Here is a 26,744-nt window from a genome sequence, read left to right as displayed (position 1 = left end):
TGTTACTCCTTTAAAGAGCCCACGGTTAAGCCTTGTACAAAATACTTTTGGAAGAACGGATACGCTAGTGCTATAGGCAAGGTCGCCAGTACAACCATCGCCATACGAACGGTTTCTGTTGGCAAGGTTGCAGCAATCTCAAAGCTTGATCCCATCTGCATACTGTTCTGAATGACAAACTCCATATTATTCTGAATTCGCATCAGCATCGCTTGGAGTGGAACAAGACTCGCATCATCTATATACAGCAGGGCATTAAACCAATCATTCCAATAGCCCAGCGTACAGAACAATCCAATCGTTGCAATCCCCGGTAAAGAGATTGGAAGTACAATTTGCAGGAAGGTCCGAAACTCACCAGACCCATCAATTTTGGCAGCCTCAATGAGTGCATCAGGTACGCTAGTCTGGAAGAAGGTCCGCATTACTAGAATAAAGAATGCATTCATCGCGATGGGCAATATTAAAGCCCATATCGTGTTGTACAAATGTAAAAACTGCGTAGCCACGATATAGTTGGGAACCATTCCGCCTGAGAATAACATCGTGAAGAAGGCGAAGAAGCTGAAATAATTACGATAGCGAAATGATCTTCGAGAGAGAACATACGCATAAGTTGTTATTAAAAATAAACTAATGAGCGTACCTAGTACAGTAACCATCAAAGTAACTCCAAAGGAACGAAGCAATTGATCACCTGTGTTAAAAACAAACTGATAAGCTGCTAAACTATATTTTTCGGGTAACAAGCTAAATCCATTTAGAGCAAGTACTTTCTCATCTGTAAAAGAAATGGCTATGACAAACAAGAACGGAAACACACAAGTAAAAGCGAAGATGCCAATTATAATATTGAGTACCACATTCCATAAAGGAGTAATGGCGTTGTTGTCGATTTCTTTTGGCTTACGTTTGAATACTGCCATAACGTCACTAACTCCTTTCTAGAATATCGCATTCTCTTTGCTGATCTTTTTCACAATAGAATTCGTTACAAGCACCATGATAAATCCAACAATCGATTGATATAGACCCGCTGCTGTACTCATCCCTAGATTACCTGTCGTACTCATGCTGCGATAAATATAAGTATCGATAACATTCGTTACGGAGTATAGAACACCTGAATCCCGAGGGATTTGATAGAATAAACCGAAGTCCGATCTAAAAATACCACCAATCGCTAAAATCGTTAGCGTTACCATTAAAGGTTTAAGCAAAGGAAGTGTAATAAACTTAATCTGCTGCCATTTGCTGGCCCCATCAATCATAGCTGCTTCATAGTAGGACTTGTCGATACCCGCTATAGCCGCTAAGTAAACAACACTTGAATAACCAATTGATTTCCAAATCCCCATGAAAATTAGGATATATGGCCAAAAGCGAGTATCCCCATACCAGGAAATAGGATCGCCTCCGAAGTAAACAACCACTTGATTCAATATTCCTTTATCTACACTCAGAAAGCTGAAGGTAAAGAAACTAATAATGACCCAAGAAAGGAAGTAAGGCATAAACATCGCCGTTTGATAAACTTTAGCCATCCGTTTGTTTACAAGTTCATTTAAGGTGATCGCAATGCCCACCGCAAGAACTAAACCGAGAGAGATCAACGCCAAGTTATAAAGAATCGTATTTCTTGTAATGATATAGGCGTCCTCCGTCGAGAACAAAAAGTTAAAATTTTCAAGGCCAACCCACTTACTATTTAAAACGCTTGCAAAGAATCCATCCCGATGAATCTTGAAATCCTTGAATGCAATTACTGTTCCAAACATCGGTAAGTAGCAAAAGATCAGGAACCATAATGTCCCTGGTAATACCATAAACCAGAGTACTTTATCCTTAATTAAACTTTTGAAAAATGCAGGCATTATTCCACATCCCCCTTCTCTCTATCCCCAAACAACCCCTATATATCCCTTCGATCTTTTTCCCTCGCCCCTTTAACTACCCTTAATTCTGCGCTATAAAAGCGGTTTCATAAAGTTGAAAAACTCCAGAATCAGATGTAAAAATTAAAGATCCACAGCAGAAAGGACATTTAAAAAGTCTATTTCCCCTTAAATTTGAGCAAAAAAAAAGGAAACATTCTCGTTATCAACGTCCATGAAGCCCGTACTTGAACGTGATACTCAGGAACATTTCCTTTATTTTAGGATCTTGCTTTTTTGTACATATTCCGAAGCTCTGTCGGCGATACACCTACTGATTTTTTAAACTGGCGATAGAAATATGCTGGATCCGGATATCCTACTTCAGCTGCAATTTCGTTGGTTAGTAACGTAGTTTGAAGCAGCAATTGTCTTGCCTTTTCAATTCGAAATTGATTAACATAATCAGAGAAACTACGGCCCATTTCCTTCTGAAATAGCTGGCCCAAATAATTAGGATGCATTTCCATACGCTGACTGAGCGTTTTCAGGGATAGCTCTTCTCTATAGTGTTTGCTTACTTGATCAACCATATATCTCATATTCGGACTGAGCTCATCATTTACTAATGATAATTGGTCCAGTGTTTCTTTCACACTTTCCTGCACATGGTGCACCAATTGCTCAATAGTATGTATGCGCAGCAATGGATTAAACACGGCACTAAAATTAGAGTTTTTCTCCATTTTCTTAGCAATCAACATTAACTCAATCGCTACGTTGTAATTATCAATGCGGGTAATCATGCCACAGCCAAACAGCTTTTCGAACGTTTCTGCGATAAATTGGTTCGTAGCCTCCCGGTCTCCAGATAATAATAATTTGGTGAATTCCTCATAATCAATTTCGAGCTTCTCCTCATGCAGAACCATCTTTGACAGTTGTTCCACATCTATAATCGGGTAACCCGGTAGCATAAGATGATCAACATATAAACTCTTCGCCTTTTTATAACTATTTGGGACTTCCTGAAAAGCATGCTCCTTACTTCCTATCGTTATCCAGACAGACTTTTCTAACTCATGCATAATCTCACATTGCACTTGCTCCAGTACACAATAAAGCTCTTCTTTGTTCTCAGCTTCAGCCCGCTCAGCAATAATAAGAACAAGATCACCTTCCATATCTATAAATACAATAACGGTTCCAAGTTGCTCTAATGATTTCACAGCGATACGATAACATTCATCCATAAGCTGATTCCTATGGAGTTTATCCTGGCCCTCATCGTCATCCTGTTCGGTGATAAGCCGAATCGCAGCCACCGTAAAAAATGAACAGTCCAGTGAGATATTTAAGACTTTTGAACGGTGCTGTAGCTCCTGCCGGCCTATATTGCCAGTTACCCAGCGGTTTAGAATATTGTTACGTAGAACTTGCCAATCCTCTTTAGCATGAAATTGTTCAACATCCTCTTGATTCAGCACTTCAACAATTTGTTCAATGGTTGATTCCAACTCATGTATATTAATGGGTTTGAGAATATAATTTTCAATGCCTAGACTCATTCCAGCTTTTAAATACTCAAATTGCTCATACCCGCTCAAGATTATAAACCTCATTTTTGAATCAAAAACCTTTATTTGCTGAATCAGTTCAAGTCCCGTAAGTTTTGGCATCGTAATGTCAGTAATTAATATGTCGATCCCTTCATTATGATTGCGTAGAAATTCTAAAGCTTCTTCCCCATTAGACGCTTGTCCCGCGATTCTCAATCCATATTTTTCCCATTCAATCACTGAACGTAATCCTTCAAGAATAAGAGGTTCATCATCCACGATAAGTATATTGTGCATTATTAGTACTCTCCCTTACTACTGGTATATTCATGATGACTATTGTTCCTTTATTTACTTCACTAGCGATCGTTAATCCATATTCAGTCCCATAATAAAGTTTAATTCGTTCATTCACATTACATAGGCCTACCGAAGAAGGAGGTTCATCCATTCTCATACTGACTTGAAGCATTTGCTGTAGCTCTGTCAGCTTGCTGGCAGTAATTCCATTCCCGTTATCACTTATAGCAATTTGAATTCCCCCGCCAGATTCAGTAACTTCAATACGGATGAGATTGCCAAAACGGTCAGGTCTAAATCCGTGAACAATATAATTTTCAATGACCGGTTGGATGAGCAATTTAACGATAGAACAATTCATGGCAACTGGACTTATTTGTGATATGATTTGGAGCCTATCTTTATGTCTAATCTGAAACAACTCCAGATACAAATTGCAGTATTCAATCTCATCAGATATTGTAACGACCATGCTTTTCTTAATCATCGTTCGAAATAATGTCGATAAAATGTAAATCATCTGACCTACATCCTTCGCTCCTTGCGTAATTGCCCGCATCCTAATCGCCTCAAGTGTGTTATATAAAAAGTGTGGATTAATCTGCGATTGAAGTGCAACTAGCTCTGCATTTTTCTGCGTAAGCTCCGAAATGTACACTTTATTAATATAGAGTTCTAATCTTTCACACATATAGTTAAAGTTGTTGGCAATTAGCTGCAATTCATCTTCTCGATTTAGGTGAATACGTGTGCTTAAATCACCTTCCTGTAAGCGCTTCATAGATTTGATAATGATCTTCACTTTTTTAGAAAAACGTAAAATAATTCCGTATGTAAAAGACATTGCAGTAATAATAAGCGCTGTGGTAATCCCGATAATCCAAGTTCGAACCGTTTTCATTTCGTTGTTGACCTGTGACTTCTGAATGATCCCTGCCATAATAAGACCTGAGCTATTCGTTGTATTTAAGTTAACCTTGGAGATCCCATCCAGTGTTGTCCAACCATCCGCATGAAGCGCATCGAGATGTGGATATCGCTGTCCCATATACCTTCCCAATGAATCATATATAACGTCACCGCTTGGGGTTAAGACCAACAATTGACCATTATTTTCTGCAACTTTTGTGCCAAGCCATTTTGAAATAAGTTCTGCGTCAAAATCTACTATGAGCATCCCGATCGTTTTCAGTGTAATCGGATCTTTAATTTCCCTAGTCATTGTATACAAATTGTTATTGTCTTCTCTTATTTCCTTAAGCACTAATTTGGTTTCATGCGAGACCCAGCCATTCTTCGGTAAGGATAACTTTTGCTTAGAACCGTCCATGTCGCTCAAGTAAAATTGTCGGGTATTATTTTTATATAAATAATAAAATTCTTTCTCTGTACTGTATAAAATAACGTCATAAATCCCGTTTTTCTGATTCAAATAGGTTTTGAAATAAGTATCGAACGTATGAGGAACGGAGCTCCCTATGTCTGCATATTGATCTAAACGGTATTTAAGATAATCCCCATAATCATTTTGCAAAAAGTAGGACAAATCCTCACTAACAGAGGCATCGCTATAAATTTGCTGGATGGCTACCTGGATGCTTTCGTACTGCTGATTCATATACAAACTTACATAATCCAGCACCTCCCGATTGGCATCTACATGTTGGCGAGTGATCGTCTGTTCATAGTATTTATATACGGTAATGGATGAGGCAATTAACGTAATTATGATGATCGAAGAGTATATAGCTAAAATTTTATTGAACAGTTTTTTCTGCAAATGGTTTTGATAAAATTTCTTTACATTCAACAAAGCCACCTTCTTTCTGAATATCACCTTTAGGATTAGAAGCTTAACATCACACTTCTTTTTCTGCAATGGAAGCGCATGCATTTTTTTATTTATATATTCTAGCGCTCCAACTTTTCTCTCCACCGAGAGTTTACAACTCACACAAAATCGTCTATAGTTGATTTCTACCCCCCAAACAAACTTATAATAACCCAAATAGATCTTAATTTCCTCGTCCCCCATCAACATATTGGAGGGGCTATTACTCATGTTTCTAACCAAACGCAAACTCAACTCCCAACTAAACGAAATTTCCGAATATCGTTACCGGGATCGTATACACATTCCTTTTTTCAACTCAATGATTGACGAACAAGGTGAAATTGCAGCCGAACCGCCCGTGGATGGAGAATGGTCTAAGCTACGAGTTGGAGATACTTGGAAAGGCCGCGATTTGTATTTATGGCTAACGACAAATATAGACGTACCCGCTACTTGGGCAGGCCGTAGAGTACTGGGTCGATTTGATTTTGGCGAGACGGGTGCTGGAAATAACTCCGGATTTGAATCCTTATTCTTTTTCAACGGCAAACCCTATCAAGGTGTGGATTCCAATCATACCGAAGTGTTCTTGCCAAATGAAACGGCAGGCACTCAGCTTCCACTGACCTTCCGGTTATGGTCGGGACTCGAAGGTGGCGGCCCTAAAAAAGATCAGACACATGGGATTCGCATGGCTGAAATTTGTTGGCTGGATGAACCAACGGATGATTTCTATTTTACCGCGCTTGCTGTAGTTGAGACGCTGAACGTACTCGATGCCAAAACTCCAGAATATACACAACTTATGAGTACAGTAGACCGCTCCTTTCTTCTGATCGACTGGTCTCGTCCAGGTTCAGACAACTTCTACGCTTCGATCGGGGAAGCCCGCAATTATTTGCGTGATGAAATTAACAAAATGGAGAAATCCTCACCCGTCACAGTTACCTGTATTGGCCATACCCATATTGATGTGGCTTGGTTGTGGCAATTGAAACACACCCGTGAGAAATGTGCGCGTTCCTTCTCAACCGTACTACGTCTGATGGAAATGTTCCCGGACTATACCTTTTTACAGACTCAGCCGCAACTCTATGAATATATCAAAAATGACTATCCCGAAATCTATGAAAATATTCGTGAACGTGTAGCTGAAGGACGCTGGGAAGCTGGCGGCGGCATGTGGCTTGAGGCAGATTGCAACTTGACCTCAGGGGAGTCTCTAGTCCGTCAATTACTCTATGGAACTCGCTTCTTACGTAATGAATTTGGGGTTGAATGTGACTATTTATGGCTGCCGGACGTATTTGGCTACAGCTGGTCCTTGCCACAAATTCTAAAAAAATCAGGAATTAATACCTTCATGACCACAAAAATTAGCTGGAATCAATATAACCGGATGCCCCATGATACCTTTCAATGGCGTGGGATTGATGGCACAGAGGTGTTAACACACTTTATTACAACGCCTGAGCCTTGGTCCGAAGAAGATTCTTGGTTCTACACTTATAATGGCCGGATTATTCCTAAGACTGTAAAAGGAATTTGGGATACTTACCGGGATAAAGAAGTAAATCGCAATCTGTTACTTTCTTACGGATATGGCGATGGTGGCGGGGGTGTGAACCGTGAAATGCTAGAGATGCGCCGTCGGCTAAACGATCTTCCCGGTCTGCCGAAGATTGAAACAGGAACAGCGGGAGACTACTTCCGTACCCTGCAAGAAACTGTTGCAAATACAGATCGTTATGTCCATGTATGGGATGGCGAGCTTTACTTAGAATATCACCGCGGCACCTACACAAGCCAAGCCTACAATAAGCGGATGAACCGTAAGCTTGAACTGCTATACCGTGAGGCGGAATGGCTAAATACACTGCAAAGTGTAATGACAGGTGACTGGTCGAACTATCGTCAGACCGATTTAGACGAGGGCTGGAGAATTATTTTGCGCAACCAATTCCATGATATTATTCCGGGCTCTTCGATTCGTGAAGTATATGAAGACAGTACGATTGAATATGCACAAGCAGAAGCAATAGGTCAGTCTGTCTGGGAGCAATCCAGTAAGGCACTTGTGAGCGGAAATGAAGCCGGTAAATATACGATCTGGAACAATGCTGCTTGGGAGCTGACAGAACTCGTAGAAATTACTGTTGAAGCCGGGATGGAAACAGGACATTGGATAAGCTCAGAAGGAAAACAACTACAAGCTCAGCGTGAAGGTGACCGCTGGATCGTTGAAGTATCTAACATTCCTTCTCTTGGATACACAACGATCTCCTTTGTAGAAGATGTGAATTCTAAGTCACTAAGCGCTCCATTCAAGCTAAATGAATCAGGAATCTCAACGCCTCACTTCGAAATTGAGTGGAACGAACAAGGTCAATTAGTATCCATCTATGATATAAATGAACAAAGACAAGTATTAGCAAACGGAAGTCACGGTAACGTGTTCCAAGTGTTTGAAGATAAACCCCTAGCCCATGAAGCTTGGGACATTGACATCTACTATCAGCAAAAGAAACGTGAAGTCACCGACTGCCGCAGCATTGAAGTCATAGAAAAGGGTTCATTGCGATGTGTTGTACAATTCACATGGAGTTATATGGATTCCACGATTAAGCAGCAAATGATCTTACATGCACACCATCGTCGTATCGATTTCGTGACAAAGGTAGACTGGCATGAGCGACAACAGCTAATGAAAGTAGCTTTCCCTGTTGCAATACGAGCTACCGAAGCCACTTATGATATCCAGTTCGGTAATGTTACGCGTCCAACACATTGGAACACTAGCTGGGATTATGCTAGATTCGAGACTGTGGGGCATCAGTGGGCAGATTTATCAGATCGTGGTTATGGCGTTAGCTTGCTGAACGACTGCAAATACGGTTATGACATCAAGGATAATGTGATGCGTCTATCCTTAATCAAATCGGCAACGCACCCTGACCCTGAAGCGGATCAAGGTGAACATACTTTCACCTACTCTATCCTGCCTCATACTGGGGATTGGCTACAGGGTGACACCGTCCGTCAAGCTTGGTCCGTCAACAACCCTCTACGGAGCACCATGGGTCAAGCAGAAGGAGCATCCAAGTCGCTTATTCGCCTTTCTACTCAAAAGGTTATGGTTTCTGCGATCAAGAAGTCTGAGGATGGTCAAAAATTAATCGTACGTGTGCACGACTATTCCGGAAGCCGCCAGCAAATTGATATGACTAGCGACTTGAATATTATTTCGTGGCAAGAGTGTAATCTAATGGAGCGTCCTGAAGGGGAAGTCCACACTGAACCTGTCATTACTTTTATACTTGAACCTTACGAACTAAAAACATTTGAAATCGAAGCAGCAAAATTAATAAAGTAACATACACAATCGAGGTGTCCCTGTAGCCATGGATCAAAGGCTACGAGGACACCTCTTTATATATTTTCTCACGATTGTTTTATGATTTTAGGTATACACCTTGTGTAATGAGTGATCTTGACGTATACTCCGAGTAAGGGAGAGATGGATATGAGAAAAATGAGGAAAATCACAATATTCACAGGTATTGGATTATTCAGCCTTGTTTTGATTGCCATGTTTGCAATCAGCGCTTTTGTAATCAAAAGACCGGCGACTACCACCCCCGTAATCGCGGAAGTGAAGCCTTACAAGTGGAATAAAGTCACGCTAGACGGAAATGTCATATCAAGTGATGGATCAGAGTATTTTTTGTGGAATAAAAAGGGTGAAAATAATAACTGGATCATCTTTTTTTCCGGTGGCGGAGCCAGCTGGGATGCCCAAAGTGCCGCACACCCCATCAAGCTTATGAACTTTATTAAAGGTGGAGATACAGGCAACTATTTCCAGAACATCCCCTTCTATATGTTGACATTGCTGAGAGGCATGATGGATACGGATAACCCTGCCAATCCTTTTCATGGCTGGAATGTGGTCTACCTTCCCTATTCAACCGGTGACTTCCATATCGGCAACCGCACAGTTGAATATAAAAAAGATGACGGCAGCCCCTTTACTATGCGTTATAACGGCAGCAATAATGTGCGAAGCAGCCTCGATTGGATATATGCCAACGTGGATAAACCCGGCAAACTACTGATTGCTGGCGAAAGTGCTGGTGGCTTCGGGTCCGCTTTTTGGGCTCCCGAGATCGCCTCTCATTACAAGAACTCCGAGATTTTCCAATATTCAGACAGTTCCTTCTTGAAATCAGACAAGTGGCCAAATGTTGTGAAGCAGGAATGGCAGGCAGACTTCGTGAAGAACTTCGGATATGCCCCTGAAGCGGATATCATCGGGGCAGCTTTTAAAGCGAACGGCCATCTACTTCCTGCGAATGCGATAATATTGCAATCCTACTCGGTATTTGACGAGATTCTAATCCACTTTCAGAACAACATCAACGATTACAAGGGGCCAAGAGATCAAAGCATCATTAATGAGTGGTCACAGGAAATGCGGCAATCTGTTTCTTCTTTGGCAGCCACTTTACCTAATTATTATTACTATCTCACCGACTATGGACTGAACGCTAAGACGGGTACAACTCCGCACACTTTTGCCACCAGAGAGACCTTCTTTCAGGCTGAACAGGATGGTGCGAAGCTTCTGAATTGGTTAGGTGATGCGATCAACCGGCAGAACCCCTATTCAGTGGGCAGCAAATTCCTCATGAATTCGAAGCCAGCTCAGAAATAGTGCTAGAAGCAGCGGAAGAGTTGCAACAAGACAGGAGAGAAAATCAATGAATTTGCGGGAAAAGCAAATGCAAATGACAAGGGAGATCATTAAGGATACAGCGCTTAGCTTATTCTGTGCTCAAGGTATTGAGCGCACGGATATGGCACAGATTGCGGAACAAGCCGGCATCTCCCGGCGTACTTTATATCATCATTATAAGGACAAGGAAGAGTTAGCCGCTCAAATCTATGTCCTTAATCTGGAGCGGATGTTTGGACAGCTGCTGTTTGATTTTGATTTTGAACACCCTGTACAGTCATTGGAGAACATTCTCGATAAATATCTGGCATTAAGAGATCAGCAGGAAGCCCTGATCTACTATGATGCCATTTTTGGAGTTTACTACAGCACGCTTTCCAAAAATCCCGCGGAACTTCCTGACTTTAAGCAGGCTATGGAAGGCTGGTATTCACGGTTAATTCTCCTTGAGTCCATATCAGTCGCTCCGGAGGAAAAAAATAAGTGGCTGGACATTCTGCACAAGTCCACCCACCTGTATTTCATGTATTTACAAAAAGCCGTCATTATTACTCATCAGCGGGGGGGTGTGGTTACGGAGGAAGATCGGGTTATGGACCGGCAATTCAAGGATTTCATTATGTTTGGCGTACGGCAATCCAAGAATCAGACAAACCCTTAATTTCACTTATGGGGCAACCTGACGATAATCGTCGTTCCCGCTCCAACCGCACCGTCCACTTCTATGTTTCCCTGATGCAGGGAGACAATTTTTTTAACGATTGCAAGTCCCAAGCCATTGCCATTGTTGTTTCCATTCCGTGACTTGTCTATTTTATAAAATCTTTGGAATACGGCGTTGAACTCTTCCGGGGAAATCCCGATCCCGTTATCACTGATGGTGACCGATACATCTGCTGCACTGTCATCTATACTAATGCGGATGTTCCCGCCTTCAGGTGTGAACTTGATGCTGTTGCTCAGCAAATTCATCCATACTTGTTTCAGCTGATCTTCATCACCCTTAATTTTGACAGCTTCCGGCAGCTCAAGATCGATAACGATGCCTTTGGCTGACCATTGTGGCTCACAGGTCACAACGATGGTTCTAATCTGCTCGTCAAGATTGAAGGAACCTGCATTAAAGGGATGATGTTCAGAATCCAGGGAAGCGAGCTTCAGCAAATTATCACTTAACCTCGACAGACGTTCACTCTCTGCAATGATGATATCAAGATATTCAGAACGTTCCTCTTCCACAATTAGATCATTGTTCTGCAATGCCTTGGCAAAGCCGGAAATAGACGTAAGCGGTGTCTGAATTTCATGAGAAACGTTGGATACGAAATCCTGCCTCATCTGTTCCAGCTGCTTCAGCTCCCCGGCCATCTCCACATAGCTTTGTGTCAGTTCCCCTATTTCGTCTACTCGGTTTACTTTAAGCTCTACCTCGAAATCACCCTTGGCCAGCCTTCTTGTCGCATTCGTCAAAGCTTTGATCGGCTCCACCAAATATCTGGCGGCAATAAGAATGCATAGACTACCCAGTAAAAGCACGAGTAAAAGCACAAAGAGCAGCATCCGATTGACGATATTTTCGTTCTCGGCAGAATACTGCAAGAACATTGCTTGCCACTCCCCGTTAAACATAAAGGGCATCCCGATAAAGGTATCCTTATCTTTTGCGGAGGAACGATAGAGTTTTCCTTGCAGCACTTGTTTCACAGCCTCGGGGGTGATAGTGACGGCCGGACTATCCTTGAGCCCATAAAAGGTATATTCCCCGGAATGATTATACAAGTGGATAGGGTATGCAGATACCTTAACCATACTATTCAAGAACTCGTCTGTATCCTCAGGCTTGGCGTCATCATAACGGTGAATGATCTCCTTCCCCACTGTGATCATTTCATTCTGTCCCTCGTTACTTATTTGTTTCTGAAAGACATACAAACCAATGAAAAAGGAACAGATCAGACTAAAGATAATGATGCCTAAAAACGTGAGAACGACGCGTACATACAATGTCTTGATCATAGCGCAGGGATCAGCCGGTATCCTAGGCCGCGGGCCGTTTCGATTTGAAATTGCTCGTCGTTACCGCAGAATTTCTCCCTCAACCGGCTTATATGCACATCTACAGTCCGGCCGTCTCCTTCATAGTTCAATCCCCAGATTTGAGAAATCAACTGTTCTCTTGTGAAGATTTGCCTAGGGTGACTAGCCAGCAGAAACAGTAGCTCAAATTCCTTCAAAGGAATCGTTACCGGTTCTTCATCACGCGTAACCTGGAAAGTGCGGCGGTTAAGCACCACATTGCCCAACTGCACAGACTGGGAAGAAACAACCAGCGAGCGTTTAAGCAAAGCTTTTACTCGCATCACCAGTTCAAGCGGATCAAACGGTTTGGTCAAATAGTCATCCGTGCCGAGTTGAAAACCTTTCACTTTATGTGCAGATTCTCCTTTAGCCGTCACCATGAGGAGGGGAATGTTGGCATCAGAGCGCCTGATTTCTCTGCACAGATCCCAACCATCCAATCCTGGCATCATAATATCTAGGATGACGAGATCGACTCGCGAGTTCTCTATAATGGACAGCGCTTTGGTGCCATCCCTGGCTTCTTTGAGGTCAAAACCTTCTTTTCGCAAAAACAAAGACATTAGCTTTCGGATGTTATCATCATCATCAGCAATAAGTATAGTAGCCACGATTGTCCTCCTCTCTTAAGCTTACATTATATATGATATATTCTTGACAAGAAACGAAGTTATCCGAACTGCCAACCCAACAGGTTCCAATAGTAGAAAAACAGAGTCATCACTACAGCCGAAAGTGCCACTAGTGTATAATGCACACGCTTGAAAGCTGTCCAGTATTTATTCTTCCAAACCAGTATAGCCGAGATTAGCAAAGCTAAAGTCAGTCCAACCAAAAGGATTGGCATAACTAAACTGAGAGAAAGCGAAAGACTGATACCGCTGAACTTCTGCATCGTATCCATGGACATAACCACCATAAATATCGTAACGAAAGATAGCAGCGCCCACCCAGCAGTTCCCGCAGATAAGCGGATGGCCCACTTTTCCGGAGGCGTCATCGCCTTGATCTTGCGTCTGGAGAAGATTAGTCCAAGCAATGCAGTGATGAAAATCAACCCCGAGCCGCCAAGTACGATAAGCCAAAACTTATTCTGATTCAAGAGTGGCGTACGCTCCAGTGGCATTTCCGGTGCCATACCTAAGAGCATATGTGTAACCTTACCGGTATCATTTGTGCGGAAGCCGATTTGTTCGGTGCCTCCCTCGAGCTGGAACAGATTCGGAGCGATTTCTCTATACAACTGTTGTTCACTACCACTTCCCAAAGATAGCTTATTATCCTTTACCTTAACATTTAGCTGGGCAAAAAAATTGAAAAATTTATCAATATCACTGTGGTTACGGCGTGTGAATTGATAGGTTCCCGCATATTTCTGAACAGATTCTGCAGAAGTGGAGAATTCAGGCTGCTTCGCTTCAGGATCGGGATAATAGCGCTCAAAAAAGGCATGGACTAGGCTTGCCGCGGAATCACCGCCCTGACCGCCGTTATAGGAAACAAAGATACCTACATGCTTGGCAGGCACAAGATAAAACTCTGTATTAAACATGGGGTCGGAACCACCATGAGTGATTAGTCTAAGACCATTGATGCGTTTCTCAGAGAACCCCAGATCTACTCCCGGCATACGTTTATCGAATTGGTACGCCGTTGAATGCATTAGTTCTGCAGTCTCCGTTCTAAGAATCTGCTGGTCACCATATTTCCCGTTCTGCAGATGGGCAATCATAAAGTGCGCCATGTCTACTGCTGATACTGTACCCGAGCCGGCAGGACGAAAGCCGCCCTCGAAGGTAGGTGTGCCAGGAATAAAGCTGCCGTTCTCACTCGTGTACCCTACAACTTGATTGGGTATGAATGACTCCGGCAAAGGCTCTACCACCGTCGAATATTTCATGTCGAGCGGATCGAAAATATACTTTTGTATATAGTCATTGTAAGGAACACCGCTGACTTCCTCCACAATCAGACCCGCGAGAGTAGCCCCGAAGTTCGAATAAGAACTCATCTCTCCGGGGGGTCTTACCCGTGCCAGCATATGCTTATTGAGTGTTTCCGAGATTGATCCCGGCAATTTGGCAGGGTCGGTAGTGATTTGATAACCCACTCCACCCTCTTCAAACCCCGCTGTATGTGTCATCAAATGGCGCATCGTGATCGGCTCAGGATATGTAGCAGGGATCTTCACTGATTTCAGGTAGGTGTTAATATCAGTGTCCAGATCTATCTTACCTTGTTCGACCATTTGCATCACCGCTGTCCAGGTGAACAGCTTTGTTGTTGAAGCGATTCGAAACATGCTGGTTGTCGGATTAACCGGTGCCGCTTCTTCCAGATTGGAACTGCCATAACCTTTGGCCAAAATAATCTTGCCGTCTTTTACAATGGAGATAACCGCTCCCGGAATTTGCAGCCGGTTCATATCTTTTTCCATAATTCCATCAACGAAGCTAGTCAGTCCCGAGGTATCATCGAGATTGGCAAATGCTTCAATTTGCGCTGCCGGCAGTCCGGTTTGACCCGTTTGGTTCTCAGCCGAGGCCTGTTTCCCGGGAAATACCAAGCTTGCGCCAAAGCCGGCACTAATCACAGCTAATAGGGTCAGACCAGCGATCAGCCTTTTTTTCATAGGTGTCAACATTATTATCCTCCGAGTCATCATTTATTGGGGTGGATGATCATCCGCCTAACACTTATAGAGATTATCAGAGTATTATGAATGGAACGTTAACAAGACAATAAAAAAACTAGACAGCAATCCACCCTTAAAAGTGACGGATCATAGTCTAGTTACATCAGAAAAATCTATAAAAAATCCCATAGCGAACGTATGCCTACAACCTTACTGTAGCTCAGTCCCGATCCCTTTTTCTCTAGCCTTCTTCACGAAGTATACCGCTGTTGCGATATCAAAAACCGCCATCCCCATCGGACAAAAGAAAATCGGCTCATCTGCTCTGAGTTCATTCAGGCAATGGCGCGAGACGACATCGGTAATCATTCGGGTATCGGCACGAGTTAACCCATGTTTCAGATGGAGCTGCTGTATGTCAGTATTCTCGCGGCACACCTCATCCCAGTCGTCGACGATTATGGCCTTCACCGAAGCTAATGCCTCAGGCTTATAATCACGCAGTGAAATATTCAGTAGAAGACTACCTTCCGCCGGAAGCATATCGATATATCTATGATTGGATACGGTACAGGTGATAAAGATATTGGACTTTCGATAAACGTCCGACCACGTCTCCTCCACTTCTATCCTATTCTTATATATAGATGAGATGTCTGACAAATCTACTTCCCTTATATCAAAGATGCGGACACGTTCAACTCGATCTCCGTACAATGCCATAACCATTTGAAAATGATATTGCCCGATTGGTCCCCAGCCGATAATGCCAAGATAAATCCGTTCAAGTGAACGTGCCTGCAAAAAGTAGCCAATCATCAGTCCACTGATGGAAGCTGTCCTTACGATGCTGGGGAGCGGAGAGCTTAGGACGGATATAGGCTCGCCCGTAATGGGATCATTCAAGACAATGATGCTATGCGCGCGGGGAAGACCAACCTGGATATTATCCGGGAAGCTGGAAATCCATTTGATCCCTGCTGCGTTCACGTTCCCCCCTACGTATGCGGGCATTGCAATAATACGATTTTGAGGATTTTTATACCTTAGATAAGGTTTTACGGGCTGCGCGTAATCTCCAGAATCAAGTATGCGCACCGTAGTTTCTATCGATTCCACGAGAGAAGGCCAATCAAGCCCCACCTCCCGGATGTCCCGATCGTTTAAATACAGCATTCCACAACCTCCTTTTGCCGCTCGTTAAGCAAGGACATCTCCACCGTCAGCCGAGAACTCCTGCCCAAATTCATTCTGAATCCATGGGTCAGAGTATACCGTATCGAGGTAACGCTCCCCTTTGTCATGCAGGATCACCGCACAGACAGATCCTGGAGCCAATTCTTGCTCCATACGCCTAACAGCGGCAAGGTTAGCCCCTGAGGATGCACCGGCCAGAATCGATTCATTCTGAGCGAGTGCTCGGCATCCTTTTACGATATCCAAGTCTGAGACATGCACGATACGGTCGATTAAATCCGTTCTGCAGAAAGGGGGTACGATGCCAGCACCCAGTCCCGGGAACCGCCGTTTCTCTTTGTTGCCACCAAAAATAGTACTTCCCTCCGCATCGACGGCAACAATCTTAGTCTTCAGACCATGATCCCTTACATATTCCGCGAGACCTCGAATCGTGCCGCATGTACTTACGCTGCAAAACAAATAATCTACTTCGCCAAGCTCAGTCACGATTTCTTTCATGGTCGTATGGTAGTGGGACAAATAGTTATTTGCGTTTGCATATTGATTCGGCCAGTAGCTGCCCGGTATTTCCTCCAAGAGTCGCTGCACTCGATTCAGTCTAGCAGGCAGATATTCACCGGTCTCGGGGTCGGGATCGCTAACAAAGTCAATTTTTGCAGTTAATGTTTTCAGAATCTGCAGATTTGTTGTGGTGGTTCTTGGATCAACCACGCTAATAAACCGCAGCCCTAAATATTGGCAAATCATCGCCAAGCTAATCGCCATATTTCCCGAACTTGACTCAATAATAGTAGTTCCCGGCCCGATTTTCCCTTCCTTCCATGCCTCATGGATCATCCGCAGAGCTGGACGGTCTTTCGCACTTCCTCCCGGATTTAGCAGTTCCATTTTTGCGTAGACTTCGAACTCACTGTTCTGGAACAGATTATTCAGCTTGATTAATGGCGTTTTTCCGATAGTCGACAAGATACCGCCTTGGATATTTATGTCCACCTTAGCTTTGTCCTTCTGATAATATAACTTCTTGTTCTTGACCTGCCCGCTGGCCAGCGACTCCCCTTTAGCTACTATAATGATCTCAATATCATCAAGGAGATGGTTGCGAATCATCATCCCGATTTCCGGAATACACTCCCTGATTTCCTCTTTGATTACCGGAATAATAGAGGGCTTCACAGATTTACTCATGATATAAATAGAGAGCGCATTGTTTTTTACTTTGACCCGAATGATTGCATCTTCAATATGACGGTATACGACCTGTTCGATATCGTACAGGCTGATCTTCTCACCGTGCTTCAGTTCTTGACCCACTCTTTTTACAATGGACTCAAAGCTTTGTTGTTCAACGCCGTCTATCATCACAGGCCTAAAATCCCTTACGACGTCATAAGTAACAAAACGAAGAGCTGGCAGCATCTTGCGGACAGTTGAGGTAAGCACCAGAATACTTTCATTGTTTCGAAGCGGCCTTACTTCTTCGTCTAACTCCTGAACCCCGATTCCTTCCGCAAAAATTCCGTCGGCAAAAATGTACCTGCCGTGATCATGGGAGTAATAAGCGATCGTACCAATTTCAATGGAGCCGTAAGTATCGATGATATCTCTAGGATCAATACCAAACAAGCCAGCCATATTCCGCTGCCACTCAGGCGGAGCAATTTCCCCTACCAAAATAATCTTGCGAATTCCGAAATCACGCGGGTTTCCGGCAGCATATACGATATGGTCAAGGATGGACGGCATCGTATAGAGCAAGTCAGGTTTAAAAGCTTTAAGCTGTTCAATATGCTGTTCGATTGGCAGTTCAAAGGGTATTGAACTTTTCTCCAATCCTAACCTTTCAAAAATGGTCAGCGCAGTGTTTGCTGCATGTCCAGTGCCCATATCCGCCAACGCTCTGTTACATCCGCTTCCCGCAATAAGCTCGCCGAATAGCTTCGTTTTAATATCCACATAGTGTTTGTCATCTTCCTCAGAGTAGAGGATTGCTTTTCTACGGCCTGAGCTTGTACCAGACGTCCTATAAACAGTCCAAGAAGGATCGATGGGTTGGTTATAATAGAAGGTTTCAAGTGTTTTCGAAGACATAAGAGGTAAGTTCTGCAGGTTATAATTCGTTTTCTCCCCATCAATCAGCCCCTTGTACCAAGGGTATTCGTCCATTACTTCTTGCACCTTATTCTGCAATTTCCCGAGCAGCATCATAGCCGCCTCCCGTTGACCGCATGCTGCAGCCCAAGTTTAATAAATGCCTCCAATATTCATATGTAGAATTCTTTGCATGTGTTCTATTATTCTGTGTTTGCCCAAGCAAAAACTGCGTATTCCCGTAATATAGCCTATAGATATATAGAACGGAGGAACAAAATGAAGGAGCCAATACGGCGGATATCCAATAAGCTGACGAAAACAAGGGTACTGCTTAGAAAACAAGAGCTAAGGAAGTATATCCCGATAACGAAAAAAATGAATAAAAACGTACTCTATGAGATGTTGCAAAAACATAAAATGGTGTACATTAAGCCCTGCTGTGGATCTTTGGGACAGGGTGTAATCCGGATTGAAAGATCGCAAGATCATTCCTCCAAAAAACGACCAGCCTACAGCTATCAGTCCGGTACGCATAAACATACATTTTCTGATTACGAGATGGCTTATCGGGCAATCTCTAGCGAGACCCAAGGAAAGTCCTATTTGGTGCAAAAAGGGATTTGGCTTTTGGTTTATGAGGGAAGGCCATTTGATATCCGGGTTATGGTGCAAAGAAATCTTAAGGGTGGGTGGGAAGCTACAGGCATTGCGGGTCGCGTAGCTCATCCTCGCAAAGTGGTTACGAATGGGAGCCAAGGGGGAACGATTTATCCGGTAGAGGCATTATTAGAATCCTACACAAACGTAGAGAATAGTAGCGCGTTGATCCGGTCCATGCAACAAATCGGAGTGAACTCCGCCAGACAGCTGAGCACAGCCTATCCCGGCCTGCAGGAAATCGGTGTGGATATTGCTTTGGATCGACGCCTTAAACCATGGATCTTGGAAGTAAATACTGCCCCCGATCCGTGCCCGTTTACCAAACTGAATGACACCAGCATGATTGAGCGAATCGTCAAATATGCAAAAGCCTATGGCCGCACATACAATCTTAAATGCATGAAGTCCAAACAGGGTATGGTCTGAACGGATTTGATTGGTAATAATACAAACAGCCCTGATATATAAAAATCTCTACCAGAGCTGTTTGTGTTGTTTTAGAATTCGGAGTCGCTCACCTTAACAAGCATCTTCCCGAGGTTCGCACCTTGGAACAATTGCAGGAATGCTTCAACCACATTATCGAATCCTTCAACAACTGTTTCTTCATATTTTAATTTACCTTCTGTTAGCCATTTTCCAAGCTCTTGAAGTCCTTCTGACTGGCGGGCTGCGTAATCACTAAGAACGAATCCTTTGATAAGGGAGCGGGTTTTGATCAATCTGCTCTGAATACGTGGACCCATATCTCCATCTGTACTATTATAGGAAGAAATAGCGCCACATAGGGGAATACGTGCATAATCATTAAGCAAGTTCATCACAGCATCTGAAATCGATCCACCCACGTTGTCAAAATAAACATCAACACCCTTTGGACATGCTTCTTCCAAAGCCTGGCCTAAATTTTCCGTTGTTTTATAATTAATGGTTGCATCAAAGCCAAGTTCTTTTTTCAAATAGTCGCATTTATCATCGCTACCTGCGATCCCAACGACACGAGCGCCTTTGATTTTGGCAATCTGTCCAACAAACATCCCCACTGAACCCGCTGCTCCAGACACTACGACAGTCTCTCCTTCTTTCGGCTGCCCGATATCAAGTAAACCGAAATATGCAGTGAGCCCTGTTAAACCTAGAACACTTAAGTAAGCCGATACAGGTGCAATCGAATCATCGATTTTGGTTACTGCTTTAGCATCTACAGTATTATATAACTGCCAGCCCAGCATACCGATGACTTTATCTCCAGCTTTGAATCGCTCCGATTTGGATTCTACAATCTCTCCCACAAGTCCTCCAGCGATGACTTCATTAAGCTGATACGGAGGAATATACGATTTAGAATCATTCATTCTTCCGCGCATATAAGGATCCACTGACAAATACAACGTACGTACAACAACTTGTCCTTCTTTTGCTTCAACTACAGGAATATCTTTGAACTCGAAATTTTGCTGGGTTGGCATGCCTACAGGACGTGAAATTAACAGGACCTGTTTATTTTTCAACTGATTCATAGATCACTACTCCATTAATATTTATTTTTGCTGCTACCTATAACTATTAACCAAACCCTGTACATGATTATCAAATAGTTATAAAACTATCAAACTATCAAGAAAAAATTATAGGTTTCCGGACATATTATAAACTGTCCAAGAAACCCGGTAATAATTCGCTAAACGTATCCTCTCGAAGCTGGCTAATCTTATTCTGCCCCATACGTGTGACACTTACTAAATCAGCTTCATACAAAATCTTCAGATGGTACGACACATTGGATTTGTCCATTCCCATAGATTCACCAATGGACCCACATGTATTGTTCTCCTTATGGAGATGAAGATAACGAATCATTTCAATTCGTTTCACTTCTGCTAATGCTTTAAAAATCTTCACTCGCTTTTCATCATCTTTTAAGGAATATTGTTCGATAGTCATAAAACTATTGTATTCTTCTGATTGCGCAAAGTCAATTTACAATCCCATTTCTTAATCGGATTCATTTTTGTATAATATACCAATCGGCATTAGCGCGGATCTATTTATAAGGAAAGAGGGGTGGTAGAAATGGACATTACCAAATACGAAAATCTTGTTCCCCGTGTTTTTTTGTTCGTTGATCGCCGATCCTTCCCGGATTGGGAGATTACGAGGAGTAAAATTGATTTCCATGATCTTACCTTCATCGTAGAAGGAAAGTCTGACTATTTTATTAATGGAGAGAAATTCACGGTTGAAGCCGGGGATATGCTCTATGCCCCTTCTGGCAGCATTCGGGAAGCTCAGACTTTCAAGGAGGCACCCATGCGTTCCTTTGCCTTCAATTTCTTCTGGGAGGGTGAGGACAATCATGTGCAGCTCCCTTTTGAGACTGTAACTAGGAATTGGAGAACTAAAGAGATTCTAGAGGATATTAAAGAATTCTCACATATCTGGATGGGCAAACAACCTTTCTACAAAATGAAGGCCCGGGCCATCTTTCAACTGATTGTGTACCGCTTATTAAGTATCGCCCACCATCAAGAAACACCTCTGATAGATCTAAGAATCCAAAAAGTGATGACCTATATCATGGATCATTATTCGGAGGAAGTTACGATCAAGGAGCTGGCAGATTGGGTTGCCCTAAATCCCGTATATCTTGGTAAGCTGTTTAAGCAGAACACTGGCTCCACCTGTAAAGAATTTATAAACAAGGTGCGCGTGAACAATGCTGAGATGATTCTATCGGCAGGTGGTTTTAATGTGTCCGAAGTGGCAGCGCACTGTGGTTATCAAGATGTCGCCTACTTCAGCAACGTTTTCAAAAATATAAAGGGTTATCCTCCGTCATCTGCCCTGAAATAACGGAGGATTCGAAGCAACAACCTAGTTGTTCGCCCTTTTAATTCAACCTAACTAAGAATGGACGCCGTCCCGCTAGTATAAAAGCTCTCCTCCGGCCCTAAATAGGAATAAGGAAGCTGGGCAGCGGACAATACAAGCTTTTGCAGAACCAGACCCGCATCCAATCCGTAAAAGCGGAGGGTATGAAGACCCTTCGTTAAAGCATGGCTGGTGGTCACAGCATGAATATTGTCCATAACCGCGCGGCACCATGGTTCATTATCATGATTGCCGCCTTCAAAGTTCGTTGGTAAAGCATCCTTAATCACGGGTGCCTGATCATCGAAGCTTATCGCATATTTTAACCCGCTAGTTTGTGACAGATTGTTTGTCGGCGCAATATACGCGGTTAAGCTATAATCGGTGTCCTGCTGCACTAGAATCTGATATTCCAGACAAGGAGCATCCTCCGGTTGTTCAAAAGATACAGCATCCGGAAACATTTTAACCGAGGATAAAGAACGTCCATAGCTGTCAATGGTCTTCCATACCACCCCTGATTTCGAAACACGAGTTATGGTATGCTCCGCTTCAATGGACACGATATTATGGGTCTCGATGAATGTCATCGGTGGCATATCCGGAATGTCTATCCAATCCACGGCTGCCTTCACCTTAACTATATTCCCGGCACCGGAGATCGTAATTTCGCCCGTCGATGCTTCTTTGACCTTCTCCCAATCTACGGAAACCTGAAGCGTCTCCCCTGCCTCAATCCAGCCGCGTATTTTCTCAAGCTTGATCCAATCTACGCTGCTCCGCACCTGATATTCAAAACCCGCTTCTCCACCGTTACTGATTGTGATGCGATAGTTTTCTTTTTGGAGATTTGTAAATACCGGAAGATTAGCTGTGCCGGAAACATACGCTTGTTCCGTTCCTTCCACATCGACAATCATTAAAGAACCTCTGGCGGGCGTCAAGGTGTTTACATCCGGATATTTCCACCCTTCTGCATTCCAATGTATATACCCTACATGAGGGGAACTCATCATTCCCTGCCATTTTCCATCCGAAATTCCGCTATTATAAACCAGCTCCAGATACTTATCCCGTTCGATGGTTTCGCGGGTCAGAGCAGCGTAAGTATTTGCCAACATACTATTTCGCTTAGCGTATAGATGGTTCAGTCCAGCATAAATTTGCATTTTGACCACATTGGCCGAGGCAACAGCAGGGAAATATACGAGCTGGAAGTAAGCATCCTTTAGTTGTTCCGGGATTAGCTCATCGTATTTGCCGGCAGCCTTCTCGATCATCACCGCTTGCTCCAGAACTCTGTGCGCCTCATTGTAATGGATAGGACTGAAGGTGGACGGATAAATAATTTCAGGCTTGCGCCGACCGTTCATCCGGATATAATCCCCTAACAATTGTGCGATTCCCAGACATGTCTCTTGTTCCAGCACATATCCGAATTGCTGCTCTACCCAACGGTTGGTGTATTCCACAGTCCGATTGATTGCACCTGTCCCCCAAGCCTCAAAATCGTAGGCCAAATCCAGAAAGTAGGAAATGGGCAATTCCATAGGCTTCAAATCCCCGACGTTCACAATCCATACATCACGGATGCCATAGTCAAATGCCATACACATTTGCTCCCAGACTTTTTCAAGCGGGGTCGTATTTAACCATTCATAGGAATGCGGACCACCATGGTAGTCAAAATGATAATACATCCCCCATCCTGCGCTGCGGTTACGTTCGTTTTTCGTCGGGATTTTGCGGAGATTGCCAAAGTTATCGTCAGCAAGCAGGATCGTAACGTCATTCAGAACATCCCAGTCCTTCAACCCTTCCACCCCGGAAGTGCCATACCAGTACTTCTCAACTTCCTTATAAACGGCCAAAATTTGCGGCGCATGTTCAAGATTGTATTTCTTCAATAGTTCTTTTTGCGTAAGTATAATATCCTTAAGCAGATCAATATTCTCCTGATCGGAGCCCTCCAGCGCAGAGTCACTTTCCCCCCGCATGCCTAGGGTAATCAAGTTATCAAAGTCCTGATTACGCTTGATTCCGTCTTCCCAGAAATCTGTAATCGCCTGTTTATTACGGGCGAAATCCCATAGGTTACTTGTTCCGTATTGGCTGTATACCTTCTGCCATTCACTGCCTGCCCGGAATAAGGGTTCATGATGGGAGGTCCCCATAATAATTCCGTATTCTTGTGCATGCTTGGCGTTGGCAATCGGGCTGCTTTTACCATTCAGGCTGAATTCGGCGCTCCACATCGCCGGCCATAAATAATTCCCCTTCAAGCGAAGAATGAGTTCAAATACCTTGTCATAGAAATCTTCATTAAAGTCACCAAATCTTTGAGTTACCCAAGAACCTAAAGACGGCCAGTCGTCATTCAAAAAAATACCTCTATATTTAACCGAAGGCTCCTTGGAGATCACATGAAGCTGGTTATCAGGAATGGACAATGCCGGCTTCTTCTCCGGCACAATATCCGCCCAGTACACCCAAGGACTAACTCCAATCTTTTCGGAGATCGAATACAACCCGTAAATCGTCCCCCGTTTATCACTTCCTACAATGACGAGCGCCTTGTCCACTTCCGCTGTGGGTTGTTCAACCACCTGAATTTTATAACATTCTCTTTTACCTTGGATGACCGATACATCAACGGTTCCCTCCGCGATTAAATCATCGATAAAATCATTACTCCCTATCGATCCAGTGATTATGACTGTTCCATCCAATTCGTTCAATTGTGTATATATCTCAGGCTCAACCTCTGTTACCTGTTTAACATCTGCTGCAAAAGACTGTGCCACCCGGCGTAATCCCTCATAATCTTTCCCCTTGGGGTCTAGGTAAATCTTGGCAGCACTGCCCTGCTTCACAAGGTGCAATTCCTTCGTAGGCATGATAATTCTCCCCTTAAGCATCCTATTTTCGTATGACTAGGCACATTATATAAGTAAGCGATTTCAACTTCCATGTGTAAACTAGCAACTTTTTGTAATTATTAAACGAAACTTTGTTTATCGGTTGAACAATCTGGATATTTGGTGTTACTGTTAACAGGTATTCCTTCTAACAGAAGCATGTTTTTTGCAAACGCATCCATAACAAGAAAAGCTTATACAAAAAGCGAGGATGATCAATATGAAAAACAATAACGGGGTCATTACAGGTGGCAAGATTGAAGGTCCAAAGGCGCCCAAGGACCCGGCTGAACGCAGGAACGGTTTTTTTGTGCTCTACGAAACAGCGATTGAGGCGACAGCCCGGGCCGAAGGTCCACCTTCACAGGAAGTTTATCTGGAAGGTAACTATCTAATCGACAAGGCCAGATATATTGGCGGCGTCACTGATGAGACAATACTGGAGCTGCTAGGAAACTGTGTTGGATTTCGCAAATTAGTCCATAGTATCGGAGTGTCTGTGAGAAGGGATCATGAGCAGAACGAGCCTATCTCTTTTCTATTGCAGAACTGGGGCAAAACCAGCAAATACGAAACAGGCAGCAGCATACGTGTGCCCTGTCCCTCCGACGGTTCAGAAGTCCTCTTGAAGTTAGAGGATTTGGAATGGTCTGAAGAGGATGCAGTGCTCGGCAAATTCGCTTTTGAATTTAAACATGAAGGCGAACTGGCCATCGCGAGTATAATTTTTTATTTGCATGACGGTTATTCTGTACCAGAGCTAATCATTGAACCGCCTGTAGCGTTTGATTCTAACGAATACCGGGAGATCATTACCCAATCCTTGCTTCATCCGGGCAATAATAAAAGATTAAAAACGGCCATCCATAAGGCTATAAAAGGTGAGGATATCACGATTGCTTATATTGGGGGTTCCATTACTCAGGGAGCAGGCGCTAAACCGATCCATACAGAATGTTATGCCTACCAATCGTATCTGAGATTTAAGGAATTATTCGGTACGAATGGTGGTGAGAACATCCATTTTGTGAAGGCTGGGGTAGGTGGAACACCGTCCGAGCTTGGGGTCATCCGTTATGAAAGGGATATTCTCCGGGAAGGTTCTGTAACACCTGATATCGTGGTGGTAGAATTTGCGGTAAACGACGAAGGGGATGAAACGAAAGGCAACTGTTTTGAAAGCTTATGCCTAAAAATACTTTCCGCCGATAATAGACCGGCAGTAGTTCTCCTGTTCAGCGTGTTTATGAATGACTGGAACCTGCAGGAACGACTCTCCCCCATTGGGCGGCGTTATAATCTTCCTATGGTTAGTGTAAAAGATGCGGTATCCGGGCAGTTCCGCCTAAGCAAAAATGAGGGGAACATCCTCTCGAAACGGCAATTTTTCTATGATATCTATCATCCTACTAATGATGGTCACCGGGTGATGGCTGATTGTCTGGCTTATTTATTCTCCGAAACCCACAAAACGCTAATGGACGAAGATGATCTCCTATTGGATCAACATCCGGTCATCGGGAATGATTTTGCGGGAACCCTCCTGCTGGACCGCAAAAGCCATATTGACGCAGGCAGGATCGAGGTGGGCGGATTTTCGGGGATCGATACCGATTTGCAGCGGGTAGAAATGGATGCCAATCCTTTCGGAACTCCGGAATTCCCTCATAATTGGATGCATTCAGCGTCTTCTGGGGAACACAGCTTCAAGCTGACGATAACAAGCAAAAATCTCATCCTCGTATACAAGGATTCTGGCAGCAGCGAATTCGGCAAGGCGAACATTTACGTCGATGGTTGTCTTGTAGTCACCGCTGATCCACATGAGAATAACTGGACACATTGCAATCCGGTAATTCTTTATCAAAATGAGGTTAGCGGGGAGCATCAGGTAGAAATCAGAATGGTGCCGGAAGATCAGGACAAGTCTTTTACTATACTTGGCTTCGGCTATAATGTTTAGTGAGTTGACCTAGAGAGATGAC

The 26,744-nt window shown here is 43.5% G+C and carries 18 protein-coding genes; 6 read left to right on the top strand and 12 right to left on the bottom strand.

All coding sequences use genetic code 11. From position 1 onward, the window contains the following. Positions 1-2 precede the first annotated feature (2 nt). From MHH50_RS11065 to MHH50_RS11050, 4 genes are all read right to left on the bottom strand, one after another. The gene (locus tag MHH50_RS11065; protein ID WP_038569957.1) at positions 3-926 is read right to left on the bottom strand and encodes a carbohydrate ABC transporter permease; all 924 of its coding nucleotides are present in this window, start codon (positions 924-926) and stop codon (positions 3-5) included. Between the two features lie 18 nt (positions 927-944). Further along, the gene (locus MHH50_RS11060; protein WP_076129998.1) at positions 945-1,874 is read right to left on the bottom strand and encodes an ABC transporter permease subunit; all 930 of its coding nucleotides are present in this window, start codon (positions 1,872-1,874) and stop codon (positions 945-947) included. Between the two features lie 281 nt (positions 1,875-2,155). Beyond that, positions 2,156-3,730, bottom strand: a complete 1,575-nt coding sequence (locus MHH50_RS11055) for a response regulator transcription factor (protein ID WP_076129997.1) — start codon at positions 3,728-3,730, stop codon at positions 2,156-2,158. Next, positions 3,705-5,543, bottom strand: a complete 1,839-nt coding sequence (locus MHH50_RS11050) for a sensor histidine kinase (RefSeq protein WP_175623542.1) — start codon at positions 5,541-5,543, stop codon at positions 3,705-3,707. The genes MHH50_RS11055 and MHH50_RS11050 overlap by 26 nt, the downstream gene beginning before the upstream one ends. A gap of 250 nt (positions 5,544-5,793) precedes the next feature. Here MHH50_RS11050 and MHH50_RS11045 point away from each other — a divergent pair, with 250 nt between their 5' ends. The 3 genes from MHH50_RS11045 to MHH50_RS11035 all read left to right on the top strand — a co-directional run bounded on the left by MHH50_RS11045 (position 5,794) and on the right by MHH50_RS11035 (position 10,963). Beyond that, positions 5,794-8,940 carry an alpha-mannosidase gene (locus MHH50_RS11045; RefSeq protein ID WP_076308929.1) on the top strand — a complete coding sequence of 1,049 codons (3,147 nt, stop codon included), beginning with the start codon at positions 5,794-5,796 and terminating at the stop codon, positions 8,938-8,940. A gap of 150 nt (positions 8,941-9,090) precedes the next feature. Continuing rightward, positions 9,091-10,281 (top strand): pectin acetylesterase-family hydrolase, encoded by a 1,191-nt coding sequence (locus tag MHH50_RS11040; protein WP_179086845.1) that lies wholly within the window; start codon positions 9,091-9,093, stop codon positions 10,279-10,281. Between the two features lie 46 nt (positions 10,282-10,327). Further along, positions 10,328-10,963 carry a TetR/AcrR family transcriptional regulator gene (locus tag MHH50_RS11035; RefSeq protein ID WP_076129994.1) on the top strand — a complete coding sequence of 212 codons (636 nt, stop codon included), beginning with the start codon at positions 10,328-10,330 and terminating at the stop codon, positions 10,961-10,963. Positions 10,964-10,965: 2 nt separating this feature from the next. Here MHH50_RS11035 and MHH50_RS11030 read toward each other — a convergent pair whose 3' ends face one another. The 5 genes from MHH50_RS11030 to sbnA form a co-directional block, all read right to left on the bottom strand. Next, on the bottom strand, positions 10,966-12,318 hold the full coding sequence (locus MHH50_RS11030; protein WP_340034309.1) for a HAMP domain-containing sensor histidine kinase: 1,353 nt from the start codon (positions 12,316-12,318) through the stop codon (positions 10,966-10,968). Next, entirely contained in the window at positions 12,315-12,992 is a 678-nt protein-coding gene (locus MHH50_RS11025; RefSeq protein ID WP_076100805.1) for a response regulator transcription factor, read from the bottom strand. The genes MHH50_RS11030 and MHH50_RS11025 overlap by 4 nt, the downstream gene beginning before the upstream one ends. 59 nt (positions 12,993-13,051) lie before the next feature. Then, positions 13,052-15,025, bottom strand: a complete 1,974-nt coding sequence (locus MHH50_RS11020) for a serine hydrolase domain-containing protein (RefSeq protein ID WP_340034307.1) — start codon at positions 15,023-15,025, stop codon at positions 13,052-13,054. Positions 15,026-15,226: 201 nt separating this feature from the next. Next, the gene (locus MHH50_RS11015; protein WP_340034305.1) at positions 15,227-16,192 is read right to left on the bottom strand and encodes a 2,3-diaminopropionate biosynthesis protein SbnB; all 966 of its coding nucleotides are present in this window, start codon (positions 16,190-16,192) and stop codon (positions 15,227-15,229) included. 24 nt (positions 16,193-16,216) lie between these two features. Further along, positions 16,217-18,424 (bottom strand): 2,3-diaminopropionate biosynthesis protein SbnA, encoded by a 2,208-nt coding sequence (gene sbnA, locus MHH50_RS11010; RefSeq protein ID WP_340034304.1) that lies wholly within the window; start codon positions 18,422-18,424, stop codon positions 16,217-16,219. 162 nt (positions 18,425-18,586) lie between these two features. Between sbnA and MHH50_RS11005 the strand changes: the two genes are divergently transcribed. Then, positions 18,587-19,396, top strand: a complete 810-nt coding sequence (locus MHH50_RS11005) for a YheC/YheD family protein (RefSeq protein ID WP_076308932.1) — start codon at positions 18,587-18,589, stop codon at positions 19,394-19,396. A gap of 71 nt (positions 19,397-19,467) precedes the next feature. On the opposite strand, the gene MHH50_RS11000 is transcribed toward MHH50_RS11005, so the two are convergent. After that, positions 19,468-20,490, bottom strand: coding sequence for an NADP-dependent oxidoreductase (locus MHH50_RS11000; protein WP_076280922.1), 1,023 nt, complete (start codon positions 20,488-20,490; stop codon positions 19,468-19,470). 127 nt (positions 20,491-20,617) lie between these two features. Beyond that, positions 20,618-20,914 carry a metalloregulator ArsR/SmtB family transcription factor gene (locus MHH50_RS10995; protein WP_038569940.1) on the bottom strand — a complete coding sequence of 99 codons (297 nt, stop codon included), beginning with the start codon at positions 20,912-20,914 and terminating at the stop codon, positions 20,618-20,620. A gap of 129 nt (positions 20,915-21,043) precedes the next feature. Between MHH50_RS10995 and MHH50_RS10990 the strand changes: the two genes are divergently transcribed. Beyond that, positions 21,044-21,823, top strand: coding sequence for a helix-turn-helix domain-containing protein (locus tag MHH50_RS10990; protein ID WP_076277455.1), 780 nt, complete (start codon positions 21,044-21,046; stop codon positions 21,821-21,823). Between the two features lie 47 nt (positions 21,824-21,870). Here MHH50_RS10990 and MHH50_RS10985 read toward each other — a convergent pair whose 3' ends face one another. Beyond that, a complete protein-coding gene (locus MHH50_RS10985) occupies positions 21,871-24,738 on the bottom strand; it encodes a glycosyl hydrolase 115 family protein (RefSeq protein WP_340034303.1) in 2,868 nt (955 codons plus the stop codon). Positions 24,739-24,979: 241 nt separating this feature from the next. Between MHH50_RS10985 and MHH50_RS10980 the strand changes: the two genes are divergently transcribed. Further along, on the top strand, positions 24,980-26,722 hold the full coding sequence (locus tag MHH50_RS10980; RefSeq protein WP_340034302.1) for an SGNH/GDSL hydrolase family protein: 1,743 nt from the start codon (positions 24,980-24,982) through the stop codon (positions 26,720-26,722). Positions 26,723-26,744 lie beyond the last annotated feature (22 nt).

The sequence above is a fragment of the Paenibacillus sp. FSL H3-0302 genome (genome assembly GCF_037982245.1).
GTDB classification, from domain to species: domain Bacteria; phylum Bacillota; class Bacilli; order Paenibacillales; family Paenibacillaceae; genus Paenibacillus_AQ; species Paenibacillus_AQ odorifer.
Note: the sequence above shows the minus strand (reverse complement) of the source record. Positions and strands in the feature narration are given on the sequence as shown.

Bases quoted from the DNA above. Each gene is read 5' to 3' on its own strand.
- MHH50_RS11065 (WP_038569957.1), bottom strand. From the start codon at position 926: ATGGCAGTATTCAAACGTAAGCCAAAAGAAATCGACAACAACGCCATT.
- MHH50_RS11060 (WP_076129998.1), bottom strand. From the start codon at position 1,874: ATGCCTGCATTTTTCAAAAGTTTAATTAAGGATAAAGTACTCTGGTTT.
- MHH50_RS11055 (WP_076129997.1), bottom strand. From the start codon at position 3,730: ATGCACAATATACTTATCGTGGATGATGAACCTCTTATTCTTGAAGGA.
- MHH50_RS11045 (WP_076308929.1), top strand. From the start codon at position 5,794: ATGTTTCTAACCAAACGCAAACTCAACTCCCAACTAAACGAAATTTCC.
- MHH50_RS11040 (WP_179086845.1), top strand. From the start codon at position 9,091: ATGAGAAAAATGAGGAAAATCACAATATTCACAGGTATTGGATTATTC.
- MHH50_RS11035 (WP_076129994.1), top strand. From the start codon at position 10,328: ATGAATTTGCGGGAAAAGCAAATGCAAATGACAAGGGAGATCATTAAG.
- MHH50_RS11030 (WP_340034309.1), bottom strand. From the start codon at position 12,318: ATGATCAAGACATTGTATGTACGCGTCGTTCTCACGTTTTTAGGCATC.
- MHH50_RS11020 (WP_340034307.1), bottom strand. From the start codon at position 15,025: ATGTTGACACCTATGAAAAAAAGGCTGATCGCTGGTCTGACCCTATTA.
- MHH50_RS11015 (WP_340034305.1), bottom strand. From the start codon at position 16,192: ATGCTGTATTTAAACGATCGGGACATCCGGGAGGTGGGGCTTGATTGG.
- sbnA (WP_340034304.1), bottom strand. From the start codon at position 18,424: ATGATGCTGCTCGGGAAATTGCAGAATAAGGTGCAAGAAGTAATGGAC.
- MHH50_RS11005 (WP_076308932.1), top strand. From the start codon at position 18,587: ATGAAGGAGCCAATACGGCGGATATCCAATAAGCTGACGAAAACAAGG.
- MHH50_RS11000 (WP_076280922.1), bottom strand. From the start codon at position 20,490: ATGAATCAGTTGAAAAATAAACAGGTCCTGTTAATTTCACGTCCTGTA.
- MHH50_RS10995 (WP_038569940.1), bottom strand. From the start codon at position 20,914: ATGACTATCGAACAATATTCCTTAAAAGATGATGAAAAGCGAGTGAAG.
- MHH50_RS10990 (WP_076277455.1), top strand. From the start codon at position 21,044: ATGGACATTACCAAATACGAAAATCTTGTTCCCCGTGTTTTTTTGTTC.
- MHH50_RS10985 (WP_340034303.1), bottom strand. From the start codon at position 24,738: ATGCCTACGAAGGAATTGCACCTTGTGAAGCAGGGCAGTGCTGCCAAG.
- MHH50_RS10980 (WP_340034302.1), top strand. From the start codon at position 24,980: ATGAAAAACAATAACGGGGTCATTACAGGTGGCAAGATTGAAGGTCCA.